Source organism: Dolichospermum sp. UHCC 0406, assembly GCF_009712025.1.
Classification (GTDB): domain Bacteria; phylum Cyanobacteriota; class Cyanobacteriia; order Cyanobacteriales; family Nostocaceae; genus Dolichospermum; species Dolichospermum lemmermannii.
In genome coordinates this window covers 84,278-108,942 of the sequence record NZ_VILA01000017.1, presented here as the reverse complement: position 1 = coordinate 108,942, position 24,665 = coordinate 84,278, and the positions used below count along the sequence as shown (strand labels likewise).

35 protein-coding genes and 2 pseudogenes are annotated in these 24,665 nt (G+C 38.8%); 20 read left to right on the top strand and 17 right to left on the bottom strand.

Features of this window, described 5'->3' with window-relative positions:
- Window positions 1-109: 109 nt before the first annotated feature.
- The 3 genes from FJR09_RS16645 to FJR09_RS16635 form a co-directional block, all read right to left on the bottom strand.
- Window positions 110-571, bottom strand: a complete 462-nt coding sequence (locus FJR09_RS16645) for a hypothetical protein (RefSeq protein WP_015078414.1) — start codon at window positions 569-571, stop codon at window positions 110-112.
- Between the two features lie 5 nt (window positions 572-576).
- Entirely contained in the window at window positions 577-1,728 is a 1,152-nt protein-coding gene (locus FJR09_RS16640) for a ParM/StbA family protein (protein ID WP_168651799.1), read from the bottom strand.
- A 364-nt stretch (window positions 1,729-2,092) separates the two neighbouring features.
- Window positions 2,093-3,175 carry a Gfo/Idh/MocA family protein gene (locus tag FJR09_RS16635; protein WP_041457566.1) on the bottom strand — a complete coding sequence of 361 codons (1,083 nt, stop codon included), beginning with the start codon at window positions 3,173-3,175 and terminating at the stop codon, window positions 2,093-2,095.
- Between the two features lie 576 nt (window positions 3,176-3,751).
- Between FJR09_RS16635 and queC the strand changes: the two genes are divergently transcribed.
- The 3 genes and pseudogenes from queC to FJR09_RS16620 all read left to right on the top strand — a co-directional run bounded on the left by queC (window position 3,752) and on the right by FJR09_RS16620 (window position 5,025).
- Window positions 3,752-4,435, top strand: coding sequence for a 7-cyano-7-deazaguanine synthase QueC (queC, locus tag FJR09_RS16630; RefSeq protein ID WP_015078411.1), 684 nt, complete (start codon window positions 3,752-3,754; stop codon window positions 4,433-4,435).
- 58 nt (window positions 4,436-4,493) lie between these two features.
- Window positions 4,494-4,622, top strand: a pseudogene (locus tag FJR09_RS25930) (type II toxin-antitoxin system HicA family toxin); the annotation flags it as partial.
- 1 nt (window position 4,623) lies between these two features.
- A complete protein-coding gene (locus FJR09_RS16620; RefSeq protein WP_015078410.1) occupies window positions 4,624-5,025 on the top strand; it encodes a type II toxin-antitoxin system HicB family antitoxin in 402 nt (133 codons plus the stop codon).
- 223 nt (window positions 5,026-5,248) lie between these two features.
- Here the strand turns inward: FJR09_RS16620 and FJR09_RS24785 are convergent, their stop codons facing one another.
- Entirely contained in the window at window positions 5,249-5,398 is a 150-nt protein-coding gene (locus tag FJR09_RS24785) for a hypothetical protein (protein WP_158310499.1), read from the bottom strand.
- On the opposite strand from FJR09_RS24785, the gene FJR09_RS16610 reads away from it, so the two are divergent.
- From FJR09_RS16610 to FJR09_RS16590, 5 genes are all read left to right on the top strand, one after another.
- On the top strand, window positions 5,397-5,603 hold the full coding sequence (locus tag FJR09_RS16610) for a DUF559 domain-containing protein (RefSeq protein ID WP_083881492.1): 207 nt from the start codon (window positions 5,397-5,399) through the stop codon (window positions 5,601-5,603). The two genes, FJR09_RS24785 and FJR09_RS16610, sit on opposite strands and share 2 nt — an antisense overlap.
- 170 nt (window positions 5,604-5,773) lie before the next feature.
- Complete coding sequence (locus tag FJR09_RS16605) at window positions 5,774-6,028, top strand: hypothetical protein (RefSeq protein WP_015078408.1); 255 nt, start codon at window positions 5,774-5,776, stop codon at window positions 6,026-6,028.
- A complete protein-coding gene (locus tag FJR09_RS16600) occupies window positions 6,021-6,464 on the top strand; it encodes a type II toxin-antitoxin system VapC family toxin (protein WP_168654132.1) in 444 nt (147 codons plus the stop codon). The genes FJR09_RS16605 and FJR09_RS16600 overlap by 8 nt, the downstream gene beginning before the upstream one ends.
- Before the next feature lie 119 nt (window positions 6,465-6,583).
- Entirely contained in the window at window positions 6,584-7,633 is a 1,050-nt protein-coding gene (cobW, locus tag FJR09_RS16595; protein ID WP_168654131.1) for a cobalamin biosynthesis protein CobW, read from the top strand.
- 1 nt (window position 7,634) lies between these two features.
- Window positions 7,635-8,093, top strand: coding sequence for an ABA4-like family protein (locus tag FJR09_RS16590; protein WP_168654130.1), 459 nt, complete (start codon window positions 7,635-7,637; stop codon window positions 8,091-8,093).
- A 53-nt stretch (window positions 8,094-8,146) separates the two neighbouring features.
- Here FJR09_RS16590 and FJR09_RS16585 read toward each other — a convergent pair whose 3' ends face one another.
- The 4 genes from FJR09_RS16585 to FJR09_RS16570 all read right to left on the bottom strand — a co-directional run bounded on the left by FJR09_RS16585 (window position 8,147) and on the right by FJR09_RS16570 (window position 9,517).
- Window positions 8,147-8,371, bottom strand: a complete 225-nt coding sequence (locus FJR09_RS16585) for a hypothetical protein (protein WP_015078404.1) — start codon at window positions 8,369-8,371, stop codon at window positions 8,147-8,149.
- Window positions 8,372-8,428: 57 nt separating this feature from the next.
- Window positions 8,429-8,737, bottom strand: a complete 309-nt coding sequence (locus FJR09_RS16580) for a DUF3181 family protein (RefSeq protein ID WP_168651796.1) — start codon at window positions 8,735-8,737, stop codon at window positions 8,429-8,431.
- A gap of 118 nt (window positions 8,738-8,855) precedes the next feature.
- On the bottom strand, window positions 8,856-9,113 hold the full coding sequence (locus FJR09_RS16575) for a hypothetical protein (protein WP_015078402.1): 258 nt from the start codon (window positions 9,111-9,113) through the stop codon (window positions 8,856-8,858).
- Window positions 9,114-9,253: 140 nt separating this feature from the next.
- On the bottom strand, window positions 9,254-9,517 hold the full coding sequence (locus FJR09_RS16570; protein WP_168633641.1) for a hypothetical protein: 264 nt from the start codon (window positions 9,515-9,517) through the stop codon (window positions 9,254-9,256).
- Window positions 9,518-10,209: 692 nt separating this feature from the next.
- On the opposite strand from FJR09_RS16570, the gene FJR09_RS16565 reads away from it, so the two are divergent.
- Both FJR09_RS16565 and FJR09_RS16560 read left to right on the top strand, forming a co-directional pair.
- A complete protein-coding gene (locus FJR09_RS16565) occupies window positions 10,210-11,610 on the top strand; it encodes a TldD/PmbA family protein (RefSeq protein ID WP_015078400.1) in 1,401 nt (466 codons plus the stop codon).
- 125 nt (window positions 11,611-11,735) lie between these two features.
- Window positions 11,736-11,867 carry a WG repeat-containing protein gene (locus FJR09_RS16560; protein WP_083881413.1) on the top strand — a complete coding sequence of 44 codons (132 nt, stop codon included), beginning with the start codon at window positions 11,736-11,738 and terminating at the stop codon, window positions 11,865-11,867.
- A gap of 152 nt (window positions 11,868-12,019) precedes the next feature.
- On the opposite strand, the gene FJR09_RS16555 is transcribed toward FJR09_RS16560, so the two are convergent.
- Window positions 12,020-12,325 (bottom strand): hypothetical protein, encoded by a 306-nt coding sequence (locus FJR09_RS16555; protein WP_015078398.1) that lies wholly within the window; start codon window positions 12,323-12,325, stop codon window positions 12,020-12,022.
- Window positions 12,326-12,500: 175 nt separating this feature from the next.
- Here FJR09_RS16555 and FJR09_RS16550 point away from each other — a divergent pair, with 175 nt between their 5' ends.
- From FJR09_RS16550 to FJR09_RS16535, 4 genes are read left to right on the top strand one after another with little or no spacing between them, the layout of a single operon-like run.
- A complete protein-coding gene (locus tag FJR09_RS16550; RefSeq protein ID WP_015078397.1) occupies window positions 12,501-12,827 on the top strand; it encodes a hypothetical protein in 327 nt (108 codons plus the stop codon).
- Entirely contained in the window at window positions 12,824-13,279 is a 456-nt protein-coding gene (locus tag FJR09_RS16545; RefSeq protein WP_015078396.1) for a hypothetical protein, read from the top strand. The genes FJR09_RS16550 and FJR09_RS16545 overlap by 4 nt, the downstream gene beginning before the upstream one ends.
- 9 nt (window positions 13,280-13,288) lie before the next feature.
- Complete coding sequence (locus tag FJR09_RS16540; RefSeq protein ID WP_015078395.1) at window positions 13,289-13,591, top strand: type II toxin-antitoxin system HigB family toxin; 303 nt, start codon at window positions 13,289-13,291, stop codon at window positions 13,589-13,591.
- Window positions 13,551-13,976 carry a type II toxin-antitoxin system HigA family antitoxin gene (locus FJR09_RS16535; protein ID WP_015078394.1) on the top strand — a complete coding sequence of 142 codons (426 nt, stop codon included), beginning with the start codon at window positions 13,551-13,553 and terminating at the stop codon, window positions 13,974-13,976. The genes FJR09_RS16540 and FJR09_RS16535 overlap by 41 nt, the downstream gene beginning before the upstream one ends.
- A 93-nt stretch (window positions 13,977-14,069) precedes the next feature.
- On the opposite strand, the gene purQ is transcribed toward FJR09_RS16535, so the two are convergent.
- The gene (purQ, locus tag FJR09_RS16530; RefSeq protein WP_015078393.1) at window positions 14,070-14,741 is read right to left on the bottom strand and encodes a phosphoribosylformylglycinamidine synthase subunit PurQ; all 672 of its coding nucleotides are present in this window, start codon (window positions 14,739-14,741) and stop codon (window positions 14,070-14,072) included.
- A gap of 169 nt (window positions 14,742-14,910) precedes the next feature.
- On the opposite strand from purQ, the gene FJR09_RS25925 reads away from it, so the two are divergent.
- Window positions 14,911-15,036, top strand: coding sequence for a hypothetical protein (locus tag FJR09_RS25925; RefSeq protein ID WP_256370264.1), 126 nt, complete (start codon window positions 14,911-14,913; stop codon window positions 15,034-15,036).
- On the opposite strand, the gene purS is transcribed toward FJR09_RS25925, so the two are convergent.
- A complete protein-coding gene (purS, locus tag FJR09_RS16520; RefSeq protein WP_041457555.1) occupies window positions 15,016-15,294 on the bottom strand; it encodes a phosphoribosylformylglycinamidine synthase subunit PurS in 279 nt (92 codons plus the stop codon). The two genes, FJR09_RS25925 and purS, sit on opposite strands and share 21 nt — an antisense overlap.
- 126 nt (window positions 15,295-15,420) lie before the next feature.
- Between purS and FJR09_RS16515 the strand changes: the two genes are divergently transcribed.
- Window positions 15,421-15,858 (top strand): Fur family transcriptional regulator, encoded by a 438-nt coding sequence (locus FJR09_RS16515; RefSeq protein ID WP_168652399.1) that lies wholly within the window; start codon window positions 15,421-15,423, stop codon window positions 15,856-15,858.
- Here the strand turns inward: FJR09_RS16515 and FJR09_RS25360 are convergent.
- Window positions 15,845-15,946, bottom strand: a pseudogene (locus tag FJR09_RS25360) (NfeD family protein); the annotation flags it as partial. The gene FJR09_RS16515 and the pseudogene FJR09_RS25360 overlap by 14 nt on opposite strands.
- 225 nt (window positions 15,947-16,171) lie before the next feature.
- Between FJR09_RS25360 and FJR09_RS16510 the strand changes: the two are divergent.
- The gene (locus FJR09_RS16510; RefSeq protein ID WP_015078390.1) at window positions 16,172-18,100 is read left to right on the top strand and encodes a protein phosphatase 2C domain-containing protein; all 1,929 of its coding nucleotides are present in this window, start codon (window positions 16,172-16,174) and stop codon (window positions 18,098-18,100) included.
- A 298-nt stretch (window positions 18,101-18,398) separates the two neighbouring features.
- Window positions 18,399-18,620, top strand: coding sequence for a ferredoxin-thioredoxin reductase variable chain (locus FJR09_RS16505; RefSeq protein ID WP_015078389.1), 222 nt, complete (start codon window positions 18,399-18,401; stop codon window positions 18,618-18,620).
- 80 nt (window positions 18,621-18,700) lie between these two features.
- Here FJR09_RS16505 and hetI read toward each other — a convergent pair whose 3' ends face one another.
- On the bottom strand, window positions 18,701-19,417 hold the full coding sequence (hetI, locus tag FJR09_RS16500) for a 4'-phosphopantetheinyl transferase HetI (RefSeq protein WP_015078388.1): 717 nt from the start codon (window positions 19,415-19,417) through the stop codon (window positions 18,701-18,703).
- A 12-nt stretch (window positions 19,418-19,429) separates the two neighbouring features.
- Entirely contained in the window at window positions 19,430-20,503 is a 1,074-nt protein-coding gene (locus FJR09_RS16495) for a YheT family hydrolase (protein WP_168652400.1), read from the bottom strand.
- Window positions 20,504-20,722: 219 nt separating this feature from the next.
- On the opposite strand from FJR09_RS16495, the gene FJR09_RS16490 reads away from it, so the two are divergent.
- Entirely contained in the window at window positions 20,723-21,466 is a 744-nt protein-coding gene (locus FJR09_RS16490; protein ID WP_015078386.1) for a response regulator transcription factor, read from the top strand.
- On the opposite strand, the gene FJR09_RS16485 is transcribed toward FJR09_RS16490, so the two are convergent.
- From FJR09_RS16485 to FJR09_RS16475, 3 genes are all read right to left on the bottom strand, one after another.
- Window positions 21,413-21,607 (bottom strand): hypothetical protein, encoded by a 195-nt coding sequence (locus FJR09_RS16485; protein ID WP_148279012.1) that lies wholly within the window; start codon window positions 21,605-21,607, stop codon window positions 21,413-21,415. The genes FJR09_RS16490 and FJR09_RS16485 overlap by 54 nt on opposite strands.
- 102 nt (window positions 21,608-21,709) lie before the next feature.
- Window positions 21,710-21,889, bottom strand: a complete 180-nt coding sequence (locus tag FJR09_RS16480) for a hypothetical protein (RefSeq protein WP_041457552.1) — start codon at window positions 21,887-21,889, stop codon at window positions 21,710-21,712.
- An 80-nt stretch (window positions 21,890-21,969) separates the two neighbouring features.
- Complete coding sequence (locus FJR09_RS16475) at window positions 21,970-22,590, bottom strand: hypothetical protein (protein ID WP_168653474.1); 621 nt, start codon at window positions 22,588-22,590, stop codon at window positions 21,970-21,972.
- A gap of 450 nt (window positions 22,591-23,040) precedes the next feature.
- On the opposite strand from FJR09_RS16475, the gene der reads away from it, so the two are divergent.
- Window positions 23,041-24,405, top strand: coding sequence for a ribosome biogenesis GTPase Der (der, locus tag FJR09_RS16470; RefSeq protein WP_015078384.1), 1,365 nt, complete (start codon window positions 23,041-23,043; stop codon window positions 24,403-24,405).
- Window positions 24,406-24,665 lie beyond the last annotated feature (260 nt).

The window sequence follows — 24,665 nt, the reverse complement described above, 5'->3', positions numbered from 1 at the left end:
TAAACAAAATATCCCACCAATAATGCCGAAATGGCTTATGGGTGGGACTCATGGTAGTTTAGTTAAGAATTTTTCTCGAAGTAAAAACTAGGTTCTTCCTGGTTTTTTCTTAGAAATCATCAAGAAACTGACCAATACGACTAATTACAGGGTCTACTTCTTGAGGTATGGCTGGCGCCACGCTAACGCTATCAGAAGGAATACAAGTAAGTGGTTCCTGATTCAGGATGATTGTCAACTTTGCTACTTGTTGAGTAAGTTGCAACATTTGACTTTCCATAGACTCCAAACGATGAGACTCTTTAGCGAAAAAACGTTCTTCAAAACCAGCTATTTGATTTTGGATCTCACCGATTTTTTGTTCAACCGTGGTTACATTTGCTATCTTAGAAGTTAGTTGTACAGGTTCTGGGACACACAAAAAGTTCCAAAGAGCCTCTTTGCACAGGTCACTGAAAGTTTTATCTGGCTGTGTCTCTAAGTAGTTTTCCACCTGCGCTAACAAGCTCTCATCAGCAATTTCTGGATTGAACGTAACGGATTTAACTACCTTTTTTGACCATTGGAACATCGGTTTTATGACCTAGCACGAACAGCAGCAGATAATTGCGCTTCTCCATAAATATACTGCCCCAAAGCATTAGCCTGGCGAGAAGGTGCAGCTAAGTAAGCGTTGATTTGAGCTTCTTTGAGCAGACGTTGGACATCTTCCCAGAAAAATTCTCCACCACCACCTGTAATAATCACATCAGTTACCCGCTCTGGCAACCACGCTAACACACGAGAGCAAATTTCCCGTGAAAACTGTTCTTTGAGGTTAGGCAGAAAATCATCTAAATTGGTAGGTTTACTAGCACCTTTAGGACGATAAAAGCGATCGCCTTTAGGCTTATTAACCGCAGAAATCAGTGCCAAAGATTGACTATCAGCACCCTGTACTTCCGCAGCTACCAGTTCATAAAACTTGCTCATGCCAAAGTCTTCACTCTTAGAAGCAGCCCTGGCAAAGCGGAAATTATCCACCATGATCATATCAATGGTTTGGTGGCCAATATCAACAATCCCTACAGATATTTTCGTAAAATCGGGAACTGCTGTGCCTTTATTAGGTTGAGTTTCTGACCACAGCAAACTACCATAGCCTTCGGGCATTACCCAGACTTTGCTAATATTCAAAGTTATGGATTCACCTCGGAAATTCAATACATGAGGTCCAGTTACCAAGCTAGTTAACTGTGCCTTTTCTTTTTCAAATTGTTCCAACGATAAGAACGGCAAACCCAGGACAACGAAAATTTCATCTCTGAGTTTAAAGTACCCGGCAGATGATAATACTTTGACCAGAGCATCTTCTACCTTAGATTGGCCAACGCCAAGATTAGCCCCAAAATCGGCGGCTAATTGCCCTACAGCATAACCACTACCTTGATACTCCAGCCACAAATCCATCAGTGGGTCAGTTGCCTTAGCCTCAAATACACCGCCGCGAATTTGCTCAATTGATGTTTGCTTGACATTGGCAGGAATGAAAGCCACATTACCGGGTTCACGGCTCACACAAGTCTTTGTAGAGGTTCTACCTAAATCCACACTCAGAATAGTTTTACCGGTAATATTGCTTGGCCTTCCAGGATTTACCGAATTCATGGGTGTCGCTGCTGCTGGTTGACGGTTCATGGAAATGGCAGCGGCATTCATTGGATTGGCTACGGGGGGTTGGTCTGTCATGAAATCTCCTCTTTAAAAAGTTATCATGCTCATCTTACAAAAAAGGTGAGCTCCAAAAAATTTTAGGTTGGGTTAAGTGTAACTAGAAATACGTGAAAATTGAGAATAGGCAATGGTCAATTTTCGATGATTTAGCATTTTTGATGGCAGTTTTCGGTAGATGTCCGGCTTTTCTTCCTGATTTGGTGTTTTTACGCTTGTAATTGATTTGCCAACAAATCAACACTATAGCAAGTAGTCCTACTTTAATTGCTAAAATTAGTTGCAGAAGATTATTTTATCAATACTCCTGAGTTCTGACTCCTGATATAGTGGGAGAAAAAATCATTAATTTCCCCCCACTGCCAGTTTTAGCTACATCTAACTAAATGCTTGATGTCAACGATTGAACTCTGGATTCGGAAGACCACTCTAATGGATTCCAAACTCTTTCTTCTAAAGCCATTTGCTCAATTAAACTAGCCAAACGTAAAGCTTTGAGAGCTTGTTCACCACCGACAGAAGGCTGATTGCCACCACGGACACAGTTGACAAAATGCTCTAATTCTGCACTGAGAGGCTGAACATTACTGGTATAAACCTTTTCGATTAAACCATCTTGTCTATAGAGGACTTTTTGGTGGTCAATCAGAGGATTTATCGGTGTTTGCCGATGTACCAATATCTCATTAGTGAGAAAATCTGCTTCTGTAAATGAATTTTTACAATGGGCAACTAAGCGGCGAATTTTGCGATGAGTAACTTTGCTGGCTGTAAGCGTGGCAACAACACCATTGGCAAACCCCAAGGTGGCAGTTACATAATCTAAATAACCTGAGTCTAAAGAACGAGTCCCACTAGCAGTCAATTTTACTACTGGTGAGGCGGCTAATTCTAGCAGCAAATCAATGTCATGGATCATTAAATCCAGGACTACGGAAACATCATTCGCCCGCGCTGAATAAGGACTCATGCGGTGAGATTCTAAAGCCAAAACTTCCTCGGTTTTGAGGACTTGGGTGAGTTCCCTAAAGGCGGGATTGAATCGCTCAATGTGACCAACTTGCAAAATACACTGAGATTCGGCCGCAGCATTAACTAGAGATTCTGCTTCAGAAATACTAGCCGCTATGGGTTTTTCAATTAAAACATGGATTCCTGCTAACAAACAGTTGATACCCACAGCATAGTGAAGCCGTGTAGGTACAGCAACACAAATTGCATCTACATGAGGTAGTAAGTCGCAGTAATCTTCAAAAAACCGGACTTTGTATTTGCTGGCAGTTTCTAAACCACGTTCGACGTTAATATCGGAAACGCCGACTAGTTCCACATCTTTCATGGAACTCAGGACGCGGGTATGATGTTGTCCCATGTTGCCAACCCCAATCACACCTATACGGATGTGATGCGGCTGACTGCGCTGTGAATATAGATTTGGTTCTGACACTGATATGCTATCTTGCACTATTGTTCTCTCCTCAACCACCAAATTTAGAGACGCTACGGTCGTTGGCCTTTATACTTAAACGCCAGGTTTGATTTGTCTTAAACCATCCAGATGGTAACATAGTGATTATCTTTATGAAGAATTTCAAAGTTTGGGTTCAGTTCCCGCCATCTGGTAATCTTTTCGGTCAGCAGTTGTTAATTATCCTGTTTTATTCATCTATGATAAAAATTATGTGTTTTTTTGGGTTGACTGTGTAAATTTCATAACTTCTTAGTAGAAATTCTCAGGTACGTATTTGGGAAATTAACTAAGTTCAATAAATACCTGATTTTTACAGGGGGTAAATTAATCACCCTTACTACAAGTAAAATTACAAGTCATCAAATAGTTAATACTCAGAGTATAATGTTTTAGACGATTTATACAATTGATATTCTCATTCCTGAGAGTCTTTTTGGACATATTTAATTTTTGTTTGTGGCATTTTGTTGATTTTCCCATCTTTTGGATGCAATTTATCAAGGAATGGGTAATTGGTCAAATTTCCCGCTTCTACCCCTGTTTATTGATCTCCCATTTCTTATTCTGAATATGAAAGCTGTAATTCTGTTGTCTGGTGGTTTAGATTCTTCGACAGTTCTTTACAAAGCAAAGGCTGATGGCTGTGAATGTTACGCTATTTCTTTTGATTATCAACAGCGGCATAGGAAAGAATTAAATTCTGCTTTGATGATTGCTAAAGCGGCTGGAGTAATTCAACATCAAGTGGTTAATTTTGACTTGGGACAATGGGGTGGTTCAGCACTGACAGATCAGAAGATTGATCTCCCTACAGGGCGATCGCTGGCCGAAATGGCCGATAATATTCCTGTAACCTATGTTCCAGCCCGGAATACCATCTTTTTAAGTTTTGCTTTGAGCTATGCTGAGGCGATCGCCGCAGAAAGAGTATATATTGGCGTTAACATCCTAGATTATTCTGGCTACCCAGATTGTCGTCCTGATTATATCGAAGCTATGCAGGAAGTTTTCCGCTTGGGAACAAAACAAGGACGTGAGGGAGAAGCTATGAAAATTATTGCTCCGTTAATTGATTTAAAGAAGACAGAAATTATCCAACTAGGTAATCAATTAGGAGTTCCTTGGGATCTCACTTGGTCTTGCTATGCTGGTGGTGAGTCAGCTTGCGGTGTCTGTGATTCTTGTCAGTTGCGATTAGCGGCTTTTGCAGAATTGGGTTTAAAAGATCCTATTGATTATTCTGAAGTTGGTTAGAGGTTGTTTGAAAAGTATTATATGAAACCCATAATTTCCAAAAACTGAAGAAGTTCGATCTAATGGGAGTCATCACACTTTCCGTCATGAGGATGGAAGAATACAAGTTGTACCCAAAAAAGAGGGACAAAAAGTAAAAGGAATTTATATTAAGCAGATTGTAAAACTGCTCAGATTAGGGGAGTAGTATGTCTAAGAAAAATAAAACTGAACGTGAGTCACTAGAATTTTACTTGAATTTGAAATATCCAGTTACACTTTACCCTGATCCTGATGGGGGATATGTAGCAGAAATTAAAGACCTTCCTGGATGTATGACTCAGGGAGAAACAACAGATGAAACGTTATTTAATATTGAAGAAGCACGTAGTTTATGGATAGAAACAGCCTATGAATATGGGGATGAAATTCCCTTACCCTCAACTCAAGTTCAATACAGTGGTAAAGTTTTACTACGGATACCTCGATCATTGCATGAGAGATTAACAGAAAATGCAGAGAAAGAAGGAGTTAGTCTTAATCAATATCTTGTGTTTTTGTTAAGTGAAAGAAATGCTATTAAGTCTTTAAGCATGGCAAATGTTAAGTAGAAATCTTTTGATCTAAGTTAAAATTTTGGTTAAACGTTCACTTTAAAAAATTTGATGAATACTCATAGCGATCGCTAGTTAACTCCAAATGCGATGCACCTGGAGAATTTGCCAGTTTATATGAAAAGATTATAGAAAATACAGATTTAATTTTACGAAAAACTCCCGAAAATGATAATACTTTTAATAACCAAGGAGTTAAATTTTCTTCAGACTCAACAATTCACACTTGGGAAAATCTACGCTTTCGCTCAAAAACGGAAATCAAAATTGCTGAAGCATTAGACAGAACTGGAGTTTTATTTGTACCCAACTCCTTAGCAAGACTTACCACACCTAAAGGTAGAGAAAATAAAGAAGCTGATTTTCTCATTTGTTATAACGGTAAATGGGGAGTTTTAGAAGTTGATGGACCATTTCACACCGCAGAACGCAGAGTTGAAGAACAAGAAAGAGAACGCATTTTTAAGAAAAACGGTATCAAAGTTGTAGAAAGATTTGATGCTGAAAGATGTTATAACAATCCTGATGAAGTAGTCCAGGAATTTTTCAAAATGATAGAAATTGGATATTCTTAAAAGCAAGCATAAAGAAGATCCCCGACTTCTTTTTTAAACTTGTCAATAAAATGTAAATTGATCTCAGAAGTCGGGGATCTGGATCTTGTGGTAAAATTGAGGTTAAATCAAGCAACTTACGTTATAATCAAATAAATATCAACAATTATTCCTTACCAATAACTACAACTATGAACAGGGAATTAGTCAAAAAATTAGTTGAAATTATTCATTGTTTATCCCCAGAAGAGAAACAATTATTAGAAACAGAATTACAAATTAAACCTGATTGGAATATTATCAAAAAAAGCATCATTCAAAGAGGAGAAATACTTAACCAAAGACTTAATAATCAATCTTTACAAGATACAATTACTAATATTATTTCAGAAATGAGAGAAGAAAGATGTGAAGAATTAATCAATTCATTGAAAGTCCATGAATAATTATCTAATTTGTGTAGATGCCAGTTTTACCATTAACTTAATTAATAGTAAATCCCTGGATTCACTATTTATCAAACTATGGGAAAATTGGCAACAAAATTCTGCTACTATTATTGCTCCCACATTATTTTATTATGAAATCACTAATGCTTTACATCGCATGAATCAAGCAAATTTATTAACCATTGAAGATACAGAAAAAGCGTTGCAAGATGCGTTAAATTTGGGGATAGTTCTTTATGGAAGTTCTCAATTTCCCCAACTTCACGAAATGGCATTAACTCTAGCAAAAACTCTGAAACTATCTGCTGCTTATGATGCTCATTACCTAGCATTATCAAAGCTATTAAATGCAGAATTTTACACAGCAGATAAACGTTTATATAACAGTATTAAATTATCTTTAAACTGGGTACACTTTATCTCTCACACTTAACCTAAATCTGGTTCTATACCTAACCCCTTAACAAGTTTAGATCCCCGACTTCTCTAAGAAGTCGGGGATCTGGGTTATACAATATATGGTAAAATTGAATTCAAAACCACACACAAAACATGGCTACAAAAATCCCCGTTACTGTGATCACAGGCTTCTTAGGAAGCGGTAAAACCAGCATTATCCGTCACCTCCTCCAAAACAACCAAGGACGACGGATAGCCGTATTAGTCAACGAATTTGGTGAACTGGGGATAGATGGAGAATTATTGAAATCTTGTCAAATTTGCCCCGAAGATGAAACAGCAGAAAATCCAGAAACTAATATATTTGAACTCACAAATGGCTGTTTATGCTGCACCGTGCAAGAAGAATTTTACCCGACAATGCGGGAGTTAATTAAACGCCGAGATAGTATAGATTATATTATCATTGAAACCTCTGGTTTAGCCTTACCAAAACCCTTAATTAAAGCCTTTCGTTGGCAAGAAATCCGCAATGCTGCTACAGTAGATGCAGTAATTACAGTGGTAGATTGTGCCGCAGTTGCAGCGGGAACATTTGCTAGTGATTTAGATGCTATAGCAGCCCAACGCCAAGAAGATGATAGTCTAGAACATGAAACACCATTACAAGAATTGTTTGAAGATCAACTTGCTTGCGCTGATTTAGTGATTTTGAATAAAACTGATTTAGTTGATAGTGAAACCCAAGCACAAGTTCTAGAATTAGTCAAGCATGAATTACCTAGAGTTGTGAAAATTGTCTCTAGTGATTATGGTAAATTAGACCCATCTATCTTATTAGGATTTGCAGCCGCAGTTGAAGATAATTTAGATGATCGTCCTAGTCATCATGACACCGAAGAAGACCATGATCATGATGATGAAATTAACTCAACTCACGTGATTTTAGACCGAACATTTGACCCCGAAAAGCTACAAGCAACCTTAGAAAAACTGGCACAGGAACAAGAAATTTACCGAATTAAAGGATTTGTGGCTGTTGAGAATAAACTCATGCGGTTAGTTATGCAAGGTGTAGGTAATAGATTTGATAAATTTTATGATCGTCCTTGGAAACCAGAAGAAGCAAAACAAACCAGTTTAGTTTTTATCGGTCGTAATTTACAATCTTCAGTAATAGAATCTCAATTAGTAGCTTTGTAATATGAATATCACAGATTTATTTAACGTTGCCAATTTGTTTGTTTTGCCTTTTTGGGCTTTGATGATTCTGTTACCAAATTGGAAAATTACCCGCAAGGTAATGGAATCTTATGTACCTTTTGTGGTTTTAGCTGGTGCATATTTGTACTTATTTGTCGTCAGCATTACTCCAGAAAACGCCGCAGCTTTATCAAATCCTCAATTAGCAGATATAGCCAGGTTTTTTAGTAATGAAACTGCTGCTGCTACAGGTTGGATTCATTTTTTAGTAATGGATTTATTTGTCGGTAGATGGATTTACTGGGAAGGACAAAAAACCGGAATTTGGACAATTCACTCGATAGCTTTGTGTTTATTTGCCGGTCCTTTAGGTGTGCTTTCTCATATCTTCACCTATTGGATTACAAAAGCCTTTTCTAAAGGTTCTGAAGGGGTGACAGAAAAAGCTGCTGTTAATTAAATTAATGTAGGGGTTTAGCATTGCTAAACCCCTACGAAATACTGTAATTAATATCAAGCTGCTACAGCTTCTCTTTCTCTAAATTTGGCATCTAACCAACAGCGGGGCAATTTTTCCCCAGAAGGAAATACTAATTCTTCCTTTTGATAAATGTCCGTTTCCTGTTCTTCTTGTCCTTCTTGGTCTTGGGCATGGACAATCTTACTAGTGGGGTCTAATAGTTCTTGAACATCAACTATTTTCACCAAATCGCGGCTATCTTTGATTTGTAAAAACATCTTGATCAACCTCCATTATTTCAATGTGTAAATTTGCCAATGGGAAGAAAATAAAGATTAGATTTCCCGTTGATATTTTTCGACAATATCTACTAAGGTCACTTGACATTGCAAGGGTAATAAATCAATTAAAGATAGTTCCTTTCTGCCACCACCAACTTTAACGGTGATAGATTCTAAAGCGGCAATTACCTTATCTTCATTAACGCTTTTAGAAGTAATTAAAGGATACAATTTTTCAGCCACAACATTATGCAGTTTGGCATCAGATAGATATAGATGCCACTTGGCAATATCTATATAAACACTTTCACCAATTTCTGCGGCTAGGGTTTCTAGTAATTCTGTGGTATTAGTTTTAGCCATAAATATAACCTCATTGTTAGTAACATTGGGATATCTTAGCTTATTTCACATTATTACTCAATTAGCTAGGCTTGATCTACTACCACAGGTGAGAATTCCCTAGCTTGATTTTCTTTCTTTAGGTAGATTTCGGTGGTGTGGGGTCGTAATTAGCGATCGCACCAATGTAAATTAGATGCAGCAGCAATACTCCTACCCAACCAATTGTTACTCCAGGTAGCCATTCCCAGGCAGTAGTTTTCAAAATGTGAAAAAACCACAACCCAGAAGTGACAGTTGCACAAATACCGACATGAACAGCGAAATTCATGCGATCATCTAGTTTACGGAAATCTGGATCTTTACGATCTGGTTTGCGAGGCCAACGGGGAGGCATAAATATAAATGTTTGTAACAGCAGTTAACGCACCTTATTTATTGTAAGGTGTTTGCGACTGACTTGCTCAGATACACAAATAATTTCACCCATCTGGGGATGAGATAATATTGATGGTGTTCCCCAGATGGTAATATAGGCTATGAACTCTGCACAGTTGACTCTGCATAGCAACTATCACCAAATTCGCTGCCTCTGGCACTAGGTACTAAAGTCCAACCTGCTTTAAAGAGTTTTTGATAAGTTGCCCAACCTTTAGAACCACGAGGGACGCGATAATCTGGAACTGAAAATTGCGGAAAAGCTGTGTAAGGCCGCCAAGGTTGTCCAGGTGCAGTTTGCAAGTACAAAATCTTTTCATCATCGCCGTTAGACTTAGATAACCAGCACATTTGTCGAACCATAGTGAACTCCTTGATTGTTTAGTTGAAATATCACAAGGACGCTAACTGCGGATATTTAGGATGGTGGGAAGTGGCTGTAAAGGTGTTTTTTATTCCCAATCTAAAATCCCAAATTGGTATGACAGGTTTTTGTGATGTCATCCGCAATTGTGATAAAGTTATTTTGTCCCTATGTTTAAGGCTGTAAAGATTATTTTTGTCAGATAAATTATTGAGGAAGGCAAACTCCTGTGGGCTGCTGTTTATGAAAATAGAAAGATGAACAAGAACAATGGTTTTTTGGTTCTTGATGTTTTTTTACTATGTGAATATTTTTATCATGTTATCCACGGTTGCAAGAATTTGATGTATCCATAGTTACGATTTTGCAAAAATTATTAAAAATTTATTGGCAAGGGAATTTATAAGTTAGGAGGTAAAATAAGTATTACAGCAGATTTCGCTCTAATGAGGTACAAACTTGAATTATGAAACTCTTGTAGTGCGGGCATCTTGCCCGCTGAATATGTACCTCATAACACCGGAAAGTGCTGTAAAAGATTTTAACTTCTTTCAAAATGATCAAGTAAGCTGTTATGATTTAAGATGGTTCTATGTTGGTTTTTCTATTCATATAGATAAGTAAAGATTATGATAACTCCAAAATATGTTTTTCAATCAGAAAATAAATGTAATTTATAGCGATTTATAAAATGAAAACTAAACTTACTGACGTTCAAAATCTCCTCTCAGATTTAATTTCTCGTTACTCTTCCCGTGTGGATTATTTGATGATTCGCTTGGAAGAAGCCGAGGGAACAGATATTGTCTTGCGGGGTGATAAAGTGGAAACTCTCAGCGAGGGAATTTCTATTGGTGGTCATGTTCGCACTTGTTATAAAGGTGGTTGGGGATTAAGTAGTTTTAATAAATTAACAACCATTGAAGACCGCATAGAAGAAGCCATTGCCGCAGCCCGGATAGTGGGTGATGAAGAGACTATACTTGCAGCCATTGATCCCGTACAGGCTGTATGTAGATTGCCTTTATTGGGTACTGACCCTCGCCAGGTTTCGCTAAAGCAGAAAAAACAATTATGCGATCGCTATACTGACCTCCTGAAAACAGTTGATCACCGAATTACTACTACCTCAGTTCATTACAGTGACAGCACCCAAAGAGTCATTATTGTCACCTCTGAAGGAACTTTCATTGATCAATCTTGGGTAGATATGGAAATGCGCTTTGCAGCCACAGCCAGGAATGGGGACACTGTGCAAACTGGTAGAGAAACCACTGGTTCTCGCAAAGCCTACGAAGACTTAACTAATTTAGACAAACAAGTTAAAGGTGCAGCAGAAAGGGCAGTTACGTCCTTATCTTTACCTTCTGTCAAGGGCAATACTTACACCGTAGTTATTGATCCCATTCTCAGCGGTTTGTTTGTGCATGAAGCCTTTGGACATCTTTCTGAAGCAGATATGGCTTATGAAAACCCTGATATTCTGGAAGTCATGACTCTAGGACGACGTTTTGGCCCCAAAGAATTGCAAATATTTGATGGTGCTGCACCCCAAGGACATCGCGGTAGTTATTTTTACGATGATGAAGGTACACCTGCGACAACTACCCAGTTAATTGAAGATGGTGTATTAGTTGGGAGACTGCATTCCCGTGAAACTGCTGGTAAATTGGATGAGAAACCCACAGGAAACGCCCGTTGTCTTAATTATCACTATTCCCCCATTGTGAGAATGACAAATACCTGGATTGAACGGGGTAAAACTCCCGTCGCAGATTTATTTACGGGGATTAAAGAAGGTGTTTTTGCCCAAAATTGGTTAGGGGGAATGACGAACGGGGAAATGTTCACTTTCAGTGCTGGGGAAGCCTGGATGATTAGAAATGGCAAAATTGCTGAACCTGTGAAAGATGTCACCCTTTCCGGTAATGTTTTCCAAACCCTCGCAGATATCGAAGCCATTGGTGATGATTTTTACTGGGATGAATCCGGGGGTTGTGGTAAAGGTGGACAAAATGGTTTACCTGTCGGTTGCGGTGGTCCCAGTTTACGAATTCGGGATGTGGTGGTGGGAGGGGAAAGTGGAGAATAGTTCTTCCTTATCAAGATTCAGTTTAACATATTTTTTGGTGCAAGTCAATAGCTTCAACCCATAAAACGCGAAAAATTATCATTCATTTGAGATACTCGACTTTTCCCAGCAGTCGGGTATTTAAAATGAATGGTAAGTGGGGATTTATTAATAATAGTGGTCAATTACTTATTCCCTGTAAATTTGATGATGCTTTAAGTTTTTCAGAAGGTTTAGCAGCAGTAACAATTAATGGCAAAGAACACTTAGGAATGTGAATTAAATAAGGTGCAAAAGTAGTGTTAGCGACAGCGTAACGCACCATTCCAGGTTACATCAGAATTGCAGGTTATTAAATTTGCGTTCCTTAATAGATAAAACAAGAAAGATAGTTTATTAACTAAGAGGATGTTTGAAAAGTTTCCGGCGATTAGAAATCGCTACTACACAAACAAAGTCCACCTGCGTGGACTAACGAAAAATCAAGGCTTTTGAACCCACGTTCGCGTAGCGTTCCGAAGGAATAGGTGGGTTTCGTCTGTGTAGTTCCGCGACTTCTAGTCGCCCTTGCAAGTAATAAATTAGACTTTTCAAACACCCTGTTAGGATGAGTTTGATTAGTTTGCACGCGATAGAGAATATACCCAACTTCATCAATTACATCTTCAGGAAATTCTAGAAGCTCTTCTTTGGCAGAATTTACCCAAATAACTGTTCTGATTGTATCATTAGTCATAATTTATAGGATGTTTGAAAAGTTTTTAATGTATAAATAAACCCCTCTCCAAACCTCTCCCCGACGCGGGGAGAGGCTTTGAAACCCCCATTCCCTTGTAGGGAAGGGGGGAAGGGGGGTTAGGTTTCTAGAGATTATCGGTTTCATCTAATACTTTTCAAACAACCTCTAATTAGTGTCTGACAAAATCCATTCCAGATATGCGGATGGAACACCAGTTTATCAAAGTCAAAGACCTCCTAGATTTGGTGAACCCGTAGCCGATCCTTTAGCACAAGCAGCCCATTCCAGATTAAGATGGGATCAATACCATCAAAGAGTTTATCAAGCTAGAGAATTTGATACCAATGGTCAACCAGTGCGAGATATTGACTTTACTAGTCCGACATATCCTAATGGTACACTCCGCCCTGATCATTTACCACCGCCTCATCAACATCTTTGGCTTGCTAATATAACAGGTGGTACTCCCACTCGCAGTAAACAACCACAAATTCTATGAATAACCTCCAAAAATCGGCTTTTACCTTAGTTATTCAACCAGAGGAAAAAATAGAAAATCGCGTTTATATCATTGTCAATTACTTAGCTAAAACCTATCTTGAATCACAATGGCTGATTACTGAAATAGATGCTACCGGATTATTAGGAAATCGTTTAACGTCTATTTTAAATAATCAAGAGAATACGACTATTTCTTCTTCAGATTTTTTACAACTTTTGCAAGAAGAAGGACAAATTCTAGATTTAGAAGCTACCTTAGTGAAAAGTTCTCAAGAAATTATTACTGTTTTTATCAGGGATGGTTATTCTGTAGATATTTTAGGAGTAACAGAATTATTACCTGTTAATGTTTTGAATAATTGTATTCGAGTTGATGCTAATTTATTTGACACTCAAGAAACAGAAATATCTCAACCTAAAATTAATGTTGTTTATCAAAAAATTGCTTAACGTCTAGATATGCACATTATCAGCAAAAAGAGATTAAAAGAATTTTCGCAGCAGCATCCAAAATCTGAATCAAATCTAGAAACATGGTATAAAATTGTTAATAAAGCCAAATGGGAAAACTTTGTTCAATTACGTCAAGTATTCCCATCTGCGGATTTAGTTGGTAACTTCACCGTTTTCAACGTTAGTGGGAACAATTACCGACTGATCGCTTTAGTAGACTATCAATATCAAGAAGTGTATATTCGCCATATCCTTACCCATGCAGAATATGACAAACAAAATTGGAAACAAGACCCTTGGTACACCTAAAACTTATGTAGAATTGATCACTGCTTTTCCTCCCAGAAAAATTACCTCAGAGGAAGAATTAGCCATAACTCAAAATATTATTGATTCTTTATTAGATCAAGAAAGGCTAACTCCTGACGAACGAGATTATCTGCATTTATTAGGATTAGTAGTATCTGAATATGAAGAAGAAAATTATCCTGTAGCAGATATTTATGGAGTAGAACTATTAAAAGTATTAATGACAGAATTGAATTTACAACCCAAAGATTTAATGCCAATTTTTGCCGATGAAACTATAATATCTGATATTTTGTCAGGAGAACAACCTCTAACTATTGAACAAATCGAGAAACTTAGTAATTTCTTTCATGTTTCTCCATCTGTGTTCTTAAAAAATGTTTAGTTGATGTAATGAATACTAATAATAATAAAAGAATTTGATACCAAGTATAGTAAATATAAAAATCCCCGACTCCACTCAGAAGCCGGGAATCTATTACACCAAAGCCGCTACCTTCCCCAACAACCCCTCAAACAAACGCAAACCATCGCTATTCCCTAACGCGGAATCTGCTGCTCGTTCTGGATGTGGCATCATCCCCAAAACATTGCCTTGCAGATTACAAATCCCCGCAATGTTGTTGAGTGAACCGTTGGGATTTGTTTGATAACGAAATAAAACTTGTCCGTTGGCTTCGATTTCTGCTAAAGTGGTTTCGTCACTGTAAAATCGCCCCTCTCCGTGGGCAATGGGTAAAGTGATGATTTCCCCTTCAAGATAACCTTGAGTCCAAGGTAAATTATTACGCTCAACTTTCAAGGGAGAGCGATCGCAAATAAAGTGCAAATCTTGATTTCTAGCCAATGCCCCAGGTAATAAACCAGCCTCAGTTAATACCTGAAACCCATTGCAAATACCCAAGACAAATTTACCTTGTTGTGCATGGTCAATTACTTGCTGCATCACAGGAGAGAAGCGAGCGATCGCCCCACAACGCAAATAATCCCCATAACTAAAGCCACCGGGGACAATCACTACATCTATATCACTAATATCTGTCTCTTGATGCCAAACCATGCGCGTTGGTTGTCCTAGTAAATCTCTAGTAACATAGGCAACGTCACGATCACAATTAGAACCTGGAAAAACTAAAATACCGAATTTCATTGTTTGTCAGTTGTCAGTTGTTAGTAGGGGCGAAGCATTTGGAAGATAAATTATTGGTCATTGCCAAAAATAGTTCTCCAAATGCTTCGCCCGTACAGTTGTCAGTTGTCAGTAGGGGCGAAGCATTTGGAAGATAAATTATCGGTCATTGCCAAAAATAGTTCTCCAAATGCTTCGCCCGTACAGTTGTCAGTTGTCAGGGAATAGGCAAAAGGCAAGAATTTTCCCTCTTACCCATTACCAATCACCAATCACCAATTACCCATTACCCATTTCAAAATACGCCAGTTTGTGATTCTACCTCAATCAAGTCAAAGCGATAATTTTCGATGACAGGATTTGATAACATTTGATCACAAATTTGATTTAAGTCTCGACGCGCTTTCATCTCATCAGGTGCGACAATAGTTAACTCAATGTACTTACCAATTCTCACCTGTTCCACGTTGTCGTATCCCATTTGTTTGAGGCCAGATTGTACAGCCACACCAGCAGGATCTAAAACTGAAGTCCTAAGTGTCACGAAAATTTTAGCTATATATTTTATTTGCACAGGCTTTTTGCTGAATGCTGCGATCGCTATCCTATAACTTTTATGGTCTAACTGAGTGAAAATATAATCAGGAGTAGAAGTAATTCATGAATTCCCCCTACATAGATACAAATTTAACAAACATTTATGAGAGCCATACATACTCGTAGTCAAGAACGGATTTTAAACCTGTTACAAAATCTTAAACAAGGCATTTCTGCCCAGGATATTTACGTAGAACTACGTAATCTCAAACAAAGCATGGGTTTAGCAACAGTTTACCGTTCCTTGGATGCTCTCAAATTAGAAGGCTTAGTGCAAGTGCGAACTTTGGCAAATGGGGAAGCCTTATATAGCTTAATACAACAGGATAAACACCATCTCACCTGCCTACAATGCGGTATTTCCATTCCCATTCATCAATGTCCTGTCCATGAACTCGAAAACCAATTACAAACCAGCCATCAATTTAAAGTGTTTTATCACACTCTAGAGTTTTTTGGACTGTGTACAAAATGTCGAGTCAAGGAGTCACCGAGTCAGGAGTCAGGAGTCAGAATGAAGGAAGGAAGGAAGAAGGAATGAAGAAAGAAACAAAAGCTGATGGTAAAGAAAGTTCCGTTAAACACAGAACCGACCCTGCTAACAGCCAAATTAAGGTAAAACTTGGCATAACGCTTTTCCCTTACAATAGATTTACTCGTACTAATTTTATGAGAGACTGCAAAGAATCATGAAATCTATTGATCCATCCTTATCTGCGTTTATCTGCGTTTATCTGCGTTCATCTGCGTTCAAATATTCTTAAAATCTGATTCCATGCAGTTCCATCTTAACTTGAGATTAGATACATCAATACAGTGAATATTTACATAAAAAACTAATCATCAATTTAATTATGCTTTCTACTCAACGGATTATTAATTGCCCAAATTCAGAATGTGATCAACCAATTAACTCTGTGGGGGATACTATTTGCGATCGCTGTCACACTCCCCTAATTTACCGCTATCTCCGGGCAACTGGCAACCAAGTAGCAGAAATTCCCCCAGGAACAAAAGTAGCAGACAGATATGAAGTCATCAACCCACAAATTTGGCTAGATACCAAACCTGCAACCCTACCACATATACCTGCCCCACTGCCAAATATCGTTATTCCCTATCTCAGCTTATATTCACAACGTTTACATATTCCCCAAGCTTATGGGTTTACTTCCTTAGCAGAAATATATGGTGATATTTTACTGCTAGAAAATGCCCCCATAGATGAAACAGGCTGCATTTACCCGAAAATTACCGACTCCTGGGAACAAGCATCTCCCGTCAGACAAGTTTACTGGTTATGGCAAATTCTCCAACTATGGACACATTTATCAAAATTAGGAGTTGCCCAAAGTTTACTATTAGCAGATAATTTATGTGTGCAAGGTTGGTGTATTCGGTTATTAGAACTGCATCAAAGTACAGAACCACCAACTTTACAAGATTTAGGTAATTCTTGGCGGAACTGGGTGACAATAGCCAAAACCACAATTGCCGAAAAACTAAACATCATAGTTGAGTTAATGTGTCAACCAGAAATTGATTTACAGATCATCAATACTCAACTCAATGAATTATTGCTAACAACAGCCGCCGACTTACCTTTATATTTAACCATAGCCGGGGCAACAGATCCTGGAACTGTTATTAAACATAATGAAGATGCTTGTTATCCCAGTCATCCGAGAGATATAGATGATCAATTACAACCACGACTAGCAATTATTTGTGATGGTATTGGTGGCCATGAAGGTGGTGAAGTTGCGAGTCAATTAGCTTTGCAGTCTCTCAAATTGCAAATGCGGGCTTTATTAACAGAGATAGGACAACAAACAGAACTATTAACTCCGGATTTATTATATCAACAAATAGAGTCTTGTTTGCGAGTCGTTAATAATGTGATATGGTCGCGCAATGACGAGGAAAAACGCCAGGGCAAAGAACGCATGGCCACAACCTTAATCATGTCATTGCAAATCCCCCAAAGAGGAGAACAATTAGAAAATTCCCACGAACTTTATTTAGCCCATATTGGTGATAGTCGGGTTTATTGGATAACCCAGAATTATTGTCAACTTCTGACTGTAGATGATGATATGGTAAAACGAAAAGTTGGTTTAGGGAAAACTTTATATCGTCAAGCATTGCAAATCCCAGAAGCCAAAGCCCTGACCCAAGCACTAGGCACAAAAGAAGCCGAATTTCTCAACTTTTCGATTCAACGATTTATCATAGAAGAAGATGGGATTTTATTGCTGTGTTCCGATGGTTTAAGCGATCGCAATTTAGTCGAACAATCCTGGCAAGACTACGCAATTCCCGTGCTTACAGGCGATTTAGACATAGCAGATGCTACCCAGGAATTAATTAAACTCGCCAATGAAAAGAATGGCCAAGATAATATATCTGTAGTATTGACCCTTTGTCGTGTGGCCAAACCATCCTCAATGGCAATTATCCCCGCACCTCCGGCAGAAATTATTCCTCCCCAACCCTTAGCTGTTCCCGATTCAGAAGCATTAATTATCACAGCATCCATAGAAACAGATTTAGCCGCAAGTTCCCAAGCCCTGCTTGATTTAAGTCTGACAGAAGCACAGACAGCACCGATAAAACCATCTAGAAGCAAAGGTTTGGGACTATTTGCGAGATTATTAGTTTTGTTGCTGGGAAGTACCACTGTCGGTTTATTTGCTTGGTGGCAATTATCTCCCCAATCATTCTCACAAGTCTGTCGGCAACTTCCCCAAAAGGTGCGAGAATTCTGTCCAGGCAGGGAGTAGGTAGGGAGTAGGTAGGGGAGGTAGGGGAAGTAGGGGAAGTAGGGGAGGTAGGGGAAGTAGGGGAGGTAGGGGAGGTAGGGGAGGTAGGGAAAAGAGTATTACCATTACCAATTACCAATTACCCATTACCAATTACCAATTACCAATCATCTTAATAAGAAATATACAAGTTTGTTCCACGGCTGAATAGCGCGATGTGTTGTAAAATTGAGTTTGCCATTAAATCATGCTGGATTTTATATTCAAAAAAGCTGTGGAGATGGTTTGGGAACAAAAAAAGTTAGATACATAAGATATTATGAAAGTAGGCGATCGCGTGCAAGTGAAAGAATCAGTAGTAGTTTATCATCATCCTGAACATCGCGGTCAGGCTTTTGACATCAAAGGTACAGAAGGAGAAATAGTGGCTATTGTCACCCAATGGCAGGGTAGACCCGTGAGTGCTAACTTTCCTTTTTTAGTGCAGTTTGGCAAAAAATTTAAAGCCCACTTACGCGATTTTGAAATAGAAAGTATCTAGAATAGGAGTCAGAAGTCAGAAGAGGGAATAAAAAAGAATTCAGTATCCCCAATAATTGATTCTCACTTCTGAACTCTTTTTCAGTAATATTCCCAGCAATGCAAATTAATATTGCTACCTGCAACTACAACCGCAGCCGCAAAATTTTCTGCTGGTGTTAATTCTCTTAAATTCCAATCTCCTGATACAAGTAATTGACTTGGTTGATTTGGTGTTAAAGATATTTCAATTTCTTCTAACTGTACTAAACCATCTCCTGTGGCTTTTAAATAAGCTTCTTTGCAAGTCCAATAACGGAAAAATATTTGTTGCTGTTCTTGGGGAGAAATAAGTCGCAGATGTTCATATTCTTTAAAAGAAAAAAACCGTTTTGCCAGACTTTCCAAATCAGACATAGTGCGAATATATTCTAAATCCACACCAATTTGATTTTGATAACTTACTCCACACAAAGCCAAATCTTGGGAATGAGATAAGTTAAATAATAATCCTTGATCAGCAAATTTAGCCGCTAATAAAGGCTTACCACGGGGCTGATATTCAAATTCTACTTGTTTGGGATCAATACCCAAATATTGCCCTAAAATGGCGCGGAGAGTGCCACGTCCAGCAATAAATCTTTGCCGATGTTCAGGAAAATAAAACCTTTGGGCGCGAGCAATTTCATCACTAGATAAAGTTTCTCGAAAAAATTGTAATTGTGATTCTGATGAATTTAAATTAATGCGCCAAATATGCACATCATTTAATAACAAATCTAATTTTTTAGGTGCAGGTAGCCAATTAAAATTAAACACAATCGCTAATAATTAAACTTTACTTTTTTGCATAGAACCATTTTCAATTTTTTGGCTACGGCTTGTTTCTATCCACTCTAAAACACGATTCCAAGCCCACCATTGATCAGGATCTTCATATTGATTTTGACATTTTTTGCTACTCACATAACCAACATGGCCACCGTAGCGAGTCAGTAATAAATCTATGTCAGGGTTTTTCGTAGCAGCGGCTTCTAAATCAGGAATAATGGCAGGATCAAATAAAGGGTCATCAGCAGCATATAAAATTAAAGTTGGTTTGGACAATTTAGGTAATAATTCTAACCCACTGCTGGCTTGATAATAATCAGCGACGGTGGCAAAACCCAAACGTTCAATCACCAATTCTTCATCAAATCCCCAAATACTATTAGCCCGTGCAATAGCTTCTGGTTGCATAGATTCAGGATAAACAGCATGAATTTTCCAGGCCAGTTTTTTCAATTCCTTAGCAATGCGAGATTCAATATATTTACCAAAGGGGTGTGTAACCAAATAAGTCAGGGACCGGAATGAATCCAAACTCGGACAAATCACCGCCCCACCTGCAATATCAATGTCTTTAGGTGCTAAATCCGCTGCGGCTTTCACTCCCCACAACGCCAATTGTCCTCCCAAAGAATAGCCCGTAAACCAAAATGGTGAAGGACAACCCATTTTTGCCGCAGTTTCCGCAATTCTGACAAAATCTTCCCCTTCATACAAACCATCAGAAGTCAATGTTGGCGATAATTCTGCGGTTTTACCATGCGCCCGCCAATCAAATAACACCACAGCATAGCCTTGGGCGTAAGCCTTGCGTCCCAAAATTCTTAAAAACCATTGTTGGTCTAATTCTCCAGTAATACCATAAGTGCCAAGAATCGTACTATGGGCATTTGGGGGAATAGCAACTTTTCCAAAAATTGGCACACCTTGACCACCTGTGAATATGACTTCCTGGTATTTTGGTTCTGGGTGAGTAGTTTTACTCTCCCAATCACGATTAGCCCATAAAGCTGTATAAGTCGTCATGGTCACGCCATTTTGCAAAAAATAGGGCGGCAAATACTCGTATTTATACATATAAATATTACAATCATTTACTTTTAATATTTATATTAGGTTTAACATATTTTTTATAATTGAGGTGGTAATCTTTTTATATATCAAGGAAAACAACTGTCTAGAGTTTGCTCCATGATCTCACAATCCCTCAACTTTTTCCCAGAATCAGCAAAGCGAAATTTTGGTAGTCGAGGAAACGTCAATTATCCTTAAATAAAGTAGTTATAATTTTTAAGAATGCCGAGGATTCTTGTCATAGACGATGACCCAGCGATTTCAGAACTTGTTGCCGTCAACTTGGAAATGGCGGGCTACGATGTTAGTCAAGCCGAAGATGGTATCAAAGGTCAGGCGCTGGCTCTCCAGCTACAACCAGACTTAATTATGCTCGATCTGATGTTACCTAGAGTAGATGGGTTTACAGTTTGTCAACGCTTACGTCGGGATGAACGCACTTCCGAAATTCCTGTATTGATGTTAACTGCTTTAAGCCAAACTCAAAACAAGGTAGAAGGCTTTAATGCTGGTGCGGATGACTATCTCACCAAACCCTTTGAGCTAGAAGAGTTATTAGCGCGGGTACGGGCTTTATTAAGACGCACGGACAGGATTCCCCAAGCTGCAAAACATAGCGAAATTCTCAACTATGGACCGATTACTCTCGTTCCCGAAAGATTTGAGGCTATCTGGTTCAAAACAACAGTGAAATTGACTCATTTAGAATTTGAGTTACTCCACTGCTTGCTACAACGTCATGGACAAACCGTTTCCCCCAGCGAAATCCTCAGAGAAGTTTGGGGTTATGATCCTGATGATGATATTGAGACTATTCGCGTGCATATTCGTCATTTGAGAACCAAACTCGAACCAGATCCTCGTCATCCACGCTACATTAAGACTGTCTACGGTGCGGGATATTGTCTGGAATTACCTAGTGTATCTTCTGGAATTGACGAAGCGATCGCTACAATAGTTGAGTGAAAGGGAACAGGGAACAGGGAACAGGGAACAGGCAAGAATTATTACCACTGACAACTGTACGGGCGAAGCATTTGGAGAACTATTTTTGGCAATGACCGATAATTTATCTTCCAAATGCTGACAACTGTACGGGCGAAGCATTTGGAGAACTATTTTTGGCAATGACCGATAATTTATCTTCCAAATGCTGACAACTGTACGGGCGAAGCATTTGGAGAACTATTTTTGGCAATGACCGATAATTTATCTTCCAAATGCTGACAACTGTACGGGCGAAGCATTTGGAGAACTATTTTTGGCAATGACCGATAATTTATCTTCCAAATGCTTCGCCCCTACTAACAACTGACAACTGACAAAAAGTCCATTTTTTGTAGGTTGGGTTAAGCGACAGCGCAACCCGACGCATTTGTTGGGTAACATACGTCAACCCAACCTACAAATCAAGAGTTTTTTCGATTTGGACAAGGTATTGTTACATAGATTGAATTTTTAACGCCAACTTAACTTATTGTTGATGTTTTTTTGCTTTTTAATCGCTTTAACCCTACACCAAGACCAATTCCTGTTATAGAACCAAGAATAGTACCACTCCCTGAAATATCCCAAGGCACAGGCACAGCCACAGCTGTAGCGAACCATCGGTTGGGATTATTCCAGTTACCTATGTTGTAGGAGTGTTGAACTTCATCTATATATGGAAGTTGGGTTGAATTGTTCGGCTGTATTGACGCTAAACTTAGAATAGTGTTCGTCTTTCCAGGTACGTGTTCAGTCTGGGTTGCATAAGCGAAGTACGCTCCTGCCCAATCATTCCCATTTATGTCAGTCGGATTCACGTAACAACCGCCTAATTGACAACCAACAACACTAGCCAATCCATTAGCAAGAGATTTATTTCCCCACAACGCATTAAGTGGACTGTTCAAAGCGTTTGTGCCGGAAAAAGCATCATTGCCATTGAAACTGTGCGTAGTTACATCGTACTTTGAACCATTATAGGTAAAAACAACAGCACCAGCAGGGGAAGCAGAAGCAATCATCCCAGCCAAGGTAGCACCAGCGATAGCTATACAAACTTTTTGGTTGATGAACATGGTGTTCAAAAATAAAATAGTTAACACAAACAAAGTTTAATACTATGTGACCATAAATATTGAATCTCATAACAAAATTTCGTACTTAAAGACATAGTAACCCCAAAATAACAAAATTAGCTCGCAAAGACAATCTTCCTGAACCAGTCTACATAGCTCGTATGTTGACACAAAAAATTCTCTAAATATCGCAGTTGACCTCACTTGGTCGTACTCACAATGCTTATACAGCCTTTGAACCATCCTAATTTGGCTACAGTATTGACAAATTTAATTATTTCTAATTGCAGATTTTTAGAACAAAACTGTTCCCAGTTAAGAGTTAAGAGTTCCCTACCCTGACAGACAACTTTTTCAAAAACTCCTAATTATCAAAAACCATGGTACAATAAATAGTTCTCTAAAACAGTGCTGGGTGAAGAACGTAGAGACAAAACTCAGCACACCTACACACTCAGCACTAAAGAACTCTAGTTTATGCCATTGCCAATTGTTGCAATTATCGGCCGCCCCAATGTGGGCAAATCTACCTTTGTAAATCGTCTTGCCGGAGATCAAACGGCAATAGTCCATGATGAACCAGGGGTAACACGCGATCGCACCTATCGTCCAGCTTTTTGGAATGATCGGGAATTTGTGGTAGTGGACACAGGTGGCTTGGTTTTTAACGATGACACCGAATTTCTCCCCATGATTCGCCAACAGGCGTTAACAGCACTTTCAGAAGCTTGTGCTGCTATTTTTGTTGTGGATGGACAAGCTGGTTTGATGCCCGCAGATGAAGAAATTTCTGAATGGTTACGTCAACAACCAGTACCCGTATTACTGGCTGTGAATAAATGTGAATCTCCAGATCAAGGGGTGATTCAAGCTGCTGAATTTTGGGAATTGGGACTAGGTGAACCTTTCCCCATTTCCGCGATTCATGGTAGTGGGACAGGGGAAATCCTGGATGAGTTAATGAATCACATTCCTCTGATAGTAGAAGAAGAGGAAAATAAGGAAATTAAAGTTGCCATTATTGGTAGACCAAATGTAGGCAAATCCAGCCTACTCAATGCGTTTGTTGGTGAATATAGAGCTATTGTCAGTCCTATTTCTGGAACAACTAGAGATACAATTGATACAGTAGTTGAACGAGGTGATCAAACCTATAGGTTAATTGATACTGCTGGTATTCGCAAAAAGAAACATATAGAATACGGGACAGAATTTTTCAGTATTAACCGCGCTTTCAAAGCTATTCGCCGTTCTGATGTGGTTTTATTAGTGATTGATGCGGTAGATGGCGTAACTGAACAGGATCAAAAATTAGCAGGTCGCGTCTTAGAAGAAGGTCGCGCTTGTGTTATTGTTGTCAACAAGTGGGATGCTGTTGAGAAAGACTCGTATACCATTTATGATCATGCAAAAGAATTAGAATCACGCTTACACTTTACAGAATGGGCAGATACCATTTATGTTAGTGCTGTTACGGGACAACGGGTAGAAAAGATTTTAGAATTGGTAAATACAGCGGCTGAGGCACACAAACGCCGTGTGAGTACATCAGTAATTAATGAAGTGCTAGAAGATGCTATCAGTTGGCATTCACCACCGACTTCACGGGGCGGTCGTCAGGGTAAGATCTACTATGGTACTCAGGTGAGTAGTCAGCCTCCTTCTATCGCGCTGTTCGTTAATGACAATACCCGCTTTAATGATAATTATCGCCGTTACATTGAACGCCAATTCCGCAAACAGTTAGGCTTTCAAGGTACACCCATTCGGCTATTTTGGCGCAGTAAGAAAGTTCGAGACGTGGAAATTGGCGGTCCAAACCGCGCTACTCGTGTAAAATAGGAAACGTAAGGAGTCAGGAGTCAGTTAGGAAGTAGGAAGCCAAAAAGGAAGCCAAAAAGGAAGCCAAAAAGGAAGCCAAAAAGGAAGCCAAAAAGGAAGCCAAAAAGGAAGCCAAAAAGGAAGCCAGGGAATAAATTCCCTGTCTAAAAGCTAAAGTCGGTTAAAACCGACTGTTTTATGTTTATTTATTCTAGAAATAGGATAATTTTTGATTTTGAGTTAATCAGAGTGCGTTTTAACGTACTTTAGCTATTAGACCG

Bases quoted from the DNA above. Each gene is read 5' to 3' on its own strand.
- FJR09_RS16645 (WP_015078414.1), bottom strand. From the start codon at position 571: ATGTTCCAATGGTCAAAAAAGGTAGTTAAATCCGTTACGTTCAATCCA.
- FJR09_RS16640 (WP_168651799.1), bottom strand. From the start codon at position 1,728: ATGACAGACCAACCCCCCGTAGCCAATCCAATGAATGCCGCTGCCATT.
- queC (WP_015078411.1), top strand. From the start codon at position 3,752: ATGAAAGCTGTAATTCTGTTGTCTGGTGGTTTAGATTCTTCGACAGTT.
- FJR09_RS16620 (WP_015078410.1), top strand. From the start codon at position 4,624: ATGTCTAAGAAAAATAAAACTGAACGTGAGTCACTAGAATTTTACTTG.
- FJR09_RS24785 (WP_158310499.1), bottom strand. From the start codon at position 5,398: ATGAGAAAATCAGCTTCTTTATTTTCTCTACCTTTAGGTGTGGTAAGT.
- FJR09_RS16605 (WP_015078408.1), top strand. From the start codon at position 5,774: ATGAACAGGGAATTAGTCAAAAAATTAGTTGAAATTATTCATTGTTTA.
- FJR09_RS16600 (WP_168654132.1), top strand. From the start codon at position 6,021: ATGAATAATTATCTAATTTGTGTAGATGCCAGTTTTACCATTAACTTA.
- cobW (WP_168654131.1), top strand. From the start codon at position 6,584: ATGGCTACAAAAATCCCCGTTACTGTGATCACAGGCTTCTTAGGAAGC.
- FJR09_RS16590 (WP_168654130.1), top strand. From the start codon at position 7,635: ATGAATATCACAGATTTATTTAACGTTGCCAATTTGTTTGTTTTGCCT.
- FJR09_RS16585 (WP_015078404.1), bottom strand. From the start codon at position 8,371: ATGTTTTTACAAATCAAAGATAGCCGCGATTTGGTGAAAATAGTTGAT.
- FJR09_RS16580 (WP_168651796.1), bottom strand. From the start codon at position 8,737: ATGGCTAAAACTAATACCACAGAATTACTAGAAACCCTAGCCGCAGAA.
- FJR09_RS16575 (WP_015078402.1), bottom strand. From the start codon at position 9,113: ATGCCTCCCCGTTGGCCTCGCAAACCAGATCGTAAAGATCCAGATTTC.
- FJR09_RS16570 (WP_168633641.1), bottom strand. From the start codon at position 9,517: ATGGTTCGACAAATGTGCTGGTTATCTAAGTCTAACGGCGATGATGAA.
- FJR09_RS16565 (WP_015078400.1), top strand. From the start codon at position 10,210: ATGAAAACTAAACTTACTGACGTTCAAAATCTCCTCTCAGATTTAATT.
- FJR09_RS16560 (WP_083881413.1), top strand. From the start codon at position 11,736: ATGAATGGTAAGTGGGGATTTATTAATAATAGTGGTCAATTACTTATT.
- FJR09_RS16555 (WP_015078398.1), bottom strand. From the start codon at position 12,325: ATGACTAATGATACAATCAGAACAGTTATTTGGGTAAATTCTGCCAAA.
- FJR09_RS16545 (WP_015078396.1), top strand. From the start codon at position 12,824: ATGAATAACCTCCAAAAATCGGCTTTTACCTTAGTTATTCAACCAGAG.
- FJR09_RS16540 (WP_015078395.1), top strand. From the start codon at position 13,289: ATGCACATTATCAGCAAAAAGAGATTAAAAGAATTTTCGCAGCAGCAT.
- FJR09_RS16535 (WP_015078394.1), top strand. From the start codon at position 13,551: ATGACAAACAAAATTGGAAACAAGACCCTTGGTACACCTAAAACTTAT.
- purQ (WP_015078393.1), bottom strand. From the start codon at position 14,741: ATGAAATTCGGTATTTTAGTTTTTCCAGGTTCTAATTGTGATCGTGAC.
- FJR09_RS25925 (WP_256370264.1), top strand. From the start codon at position 14,911: ATGCTTCGCCCGTACAGTTGTCAGTTGTCAGGGAATAGGCAAAAGGCA.
- FJR09_RS16515 (WP_168652399.1), top strand. From the start codon at position 15,421: ATGAGAGCCATACATACTCGTAGTCAAGAACGGATTTTAAACCTGTTA.
- FJR09_RS16510 (WP_015078390.1), top strand. From the start codon at position 16,172: ATGCTTTCTACTCAACGGATTATTAATTGCCCAAATTCAGAATGTGAT.
- FJR09_RS16505 (WP_015078389.1), top strand. From the start codon at position 18,399: ATGAAAGTAGGCGATCGCGTGCAAGTGAAAGAATCAGTAGTAGTTTAT.
- FJR09_RS16495 (WP_168652400.1), bottom strand. From the start codon at position 20,503: ATGTATAAATACGAGTATTTGCCGCCCTATTTTTTGCAAAATGGCGTG.
- FJR09_RS16490 (WP_015078386.1), top strand. From the start codon at position 20,723: ATGCCGAGGATTCTTGTCATAGACGATGACCCAGCGATTTCAGAACTT.
- FJR09_RS16485 (WP_148279012.1), bottom strand. From the start codon at position 21,607: ATGCTTCGCCCGTACAGTTGTCAGCATTTGGAAGATAAATTATCGGTC.
- FJR09_RS16480 (WP_041457552.1), bottom strand. From the start codon at position 21,889: ATGTTACCCAACAAATGCGTCGGGTTGCGCTGTCGCTTAACCCAACCT.
- der (WP_015078384.1), top strand. From the start codon at position 23,041: ATGCCATTGCCAATTGTTGCAATTATCGGCCGCCCCAATGTGGGCAAA.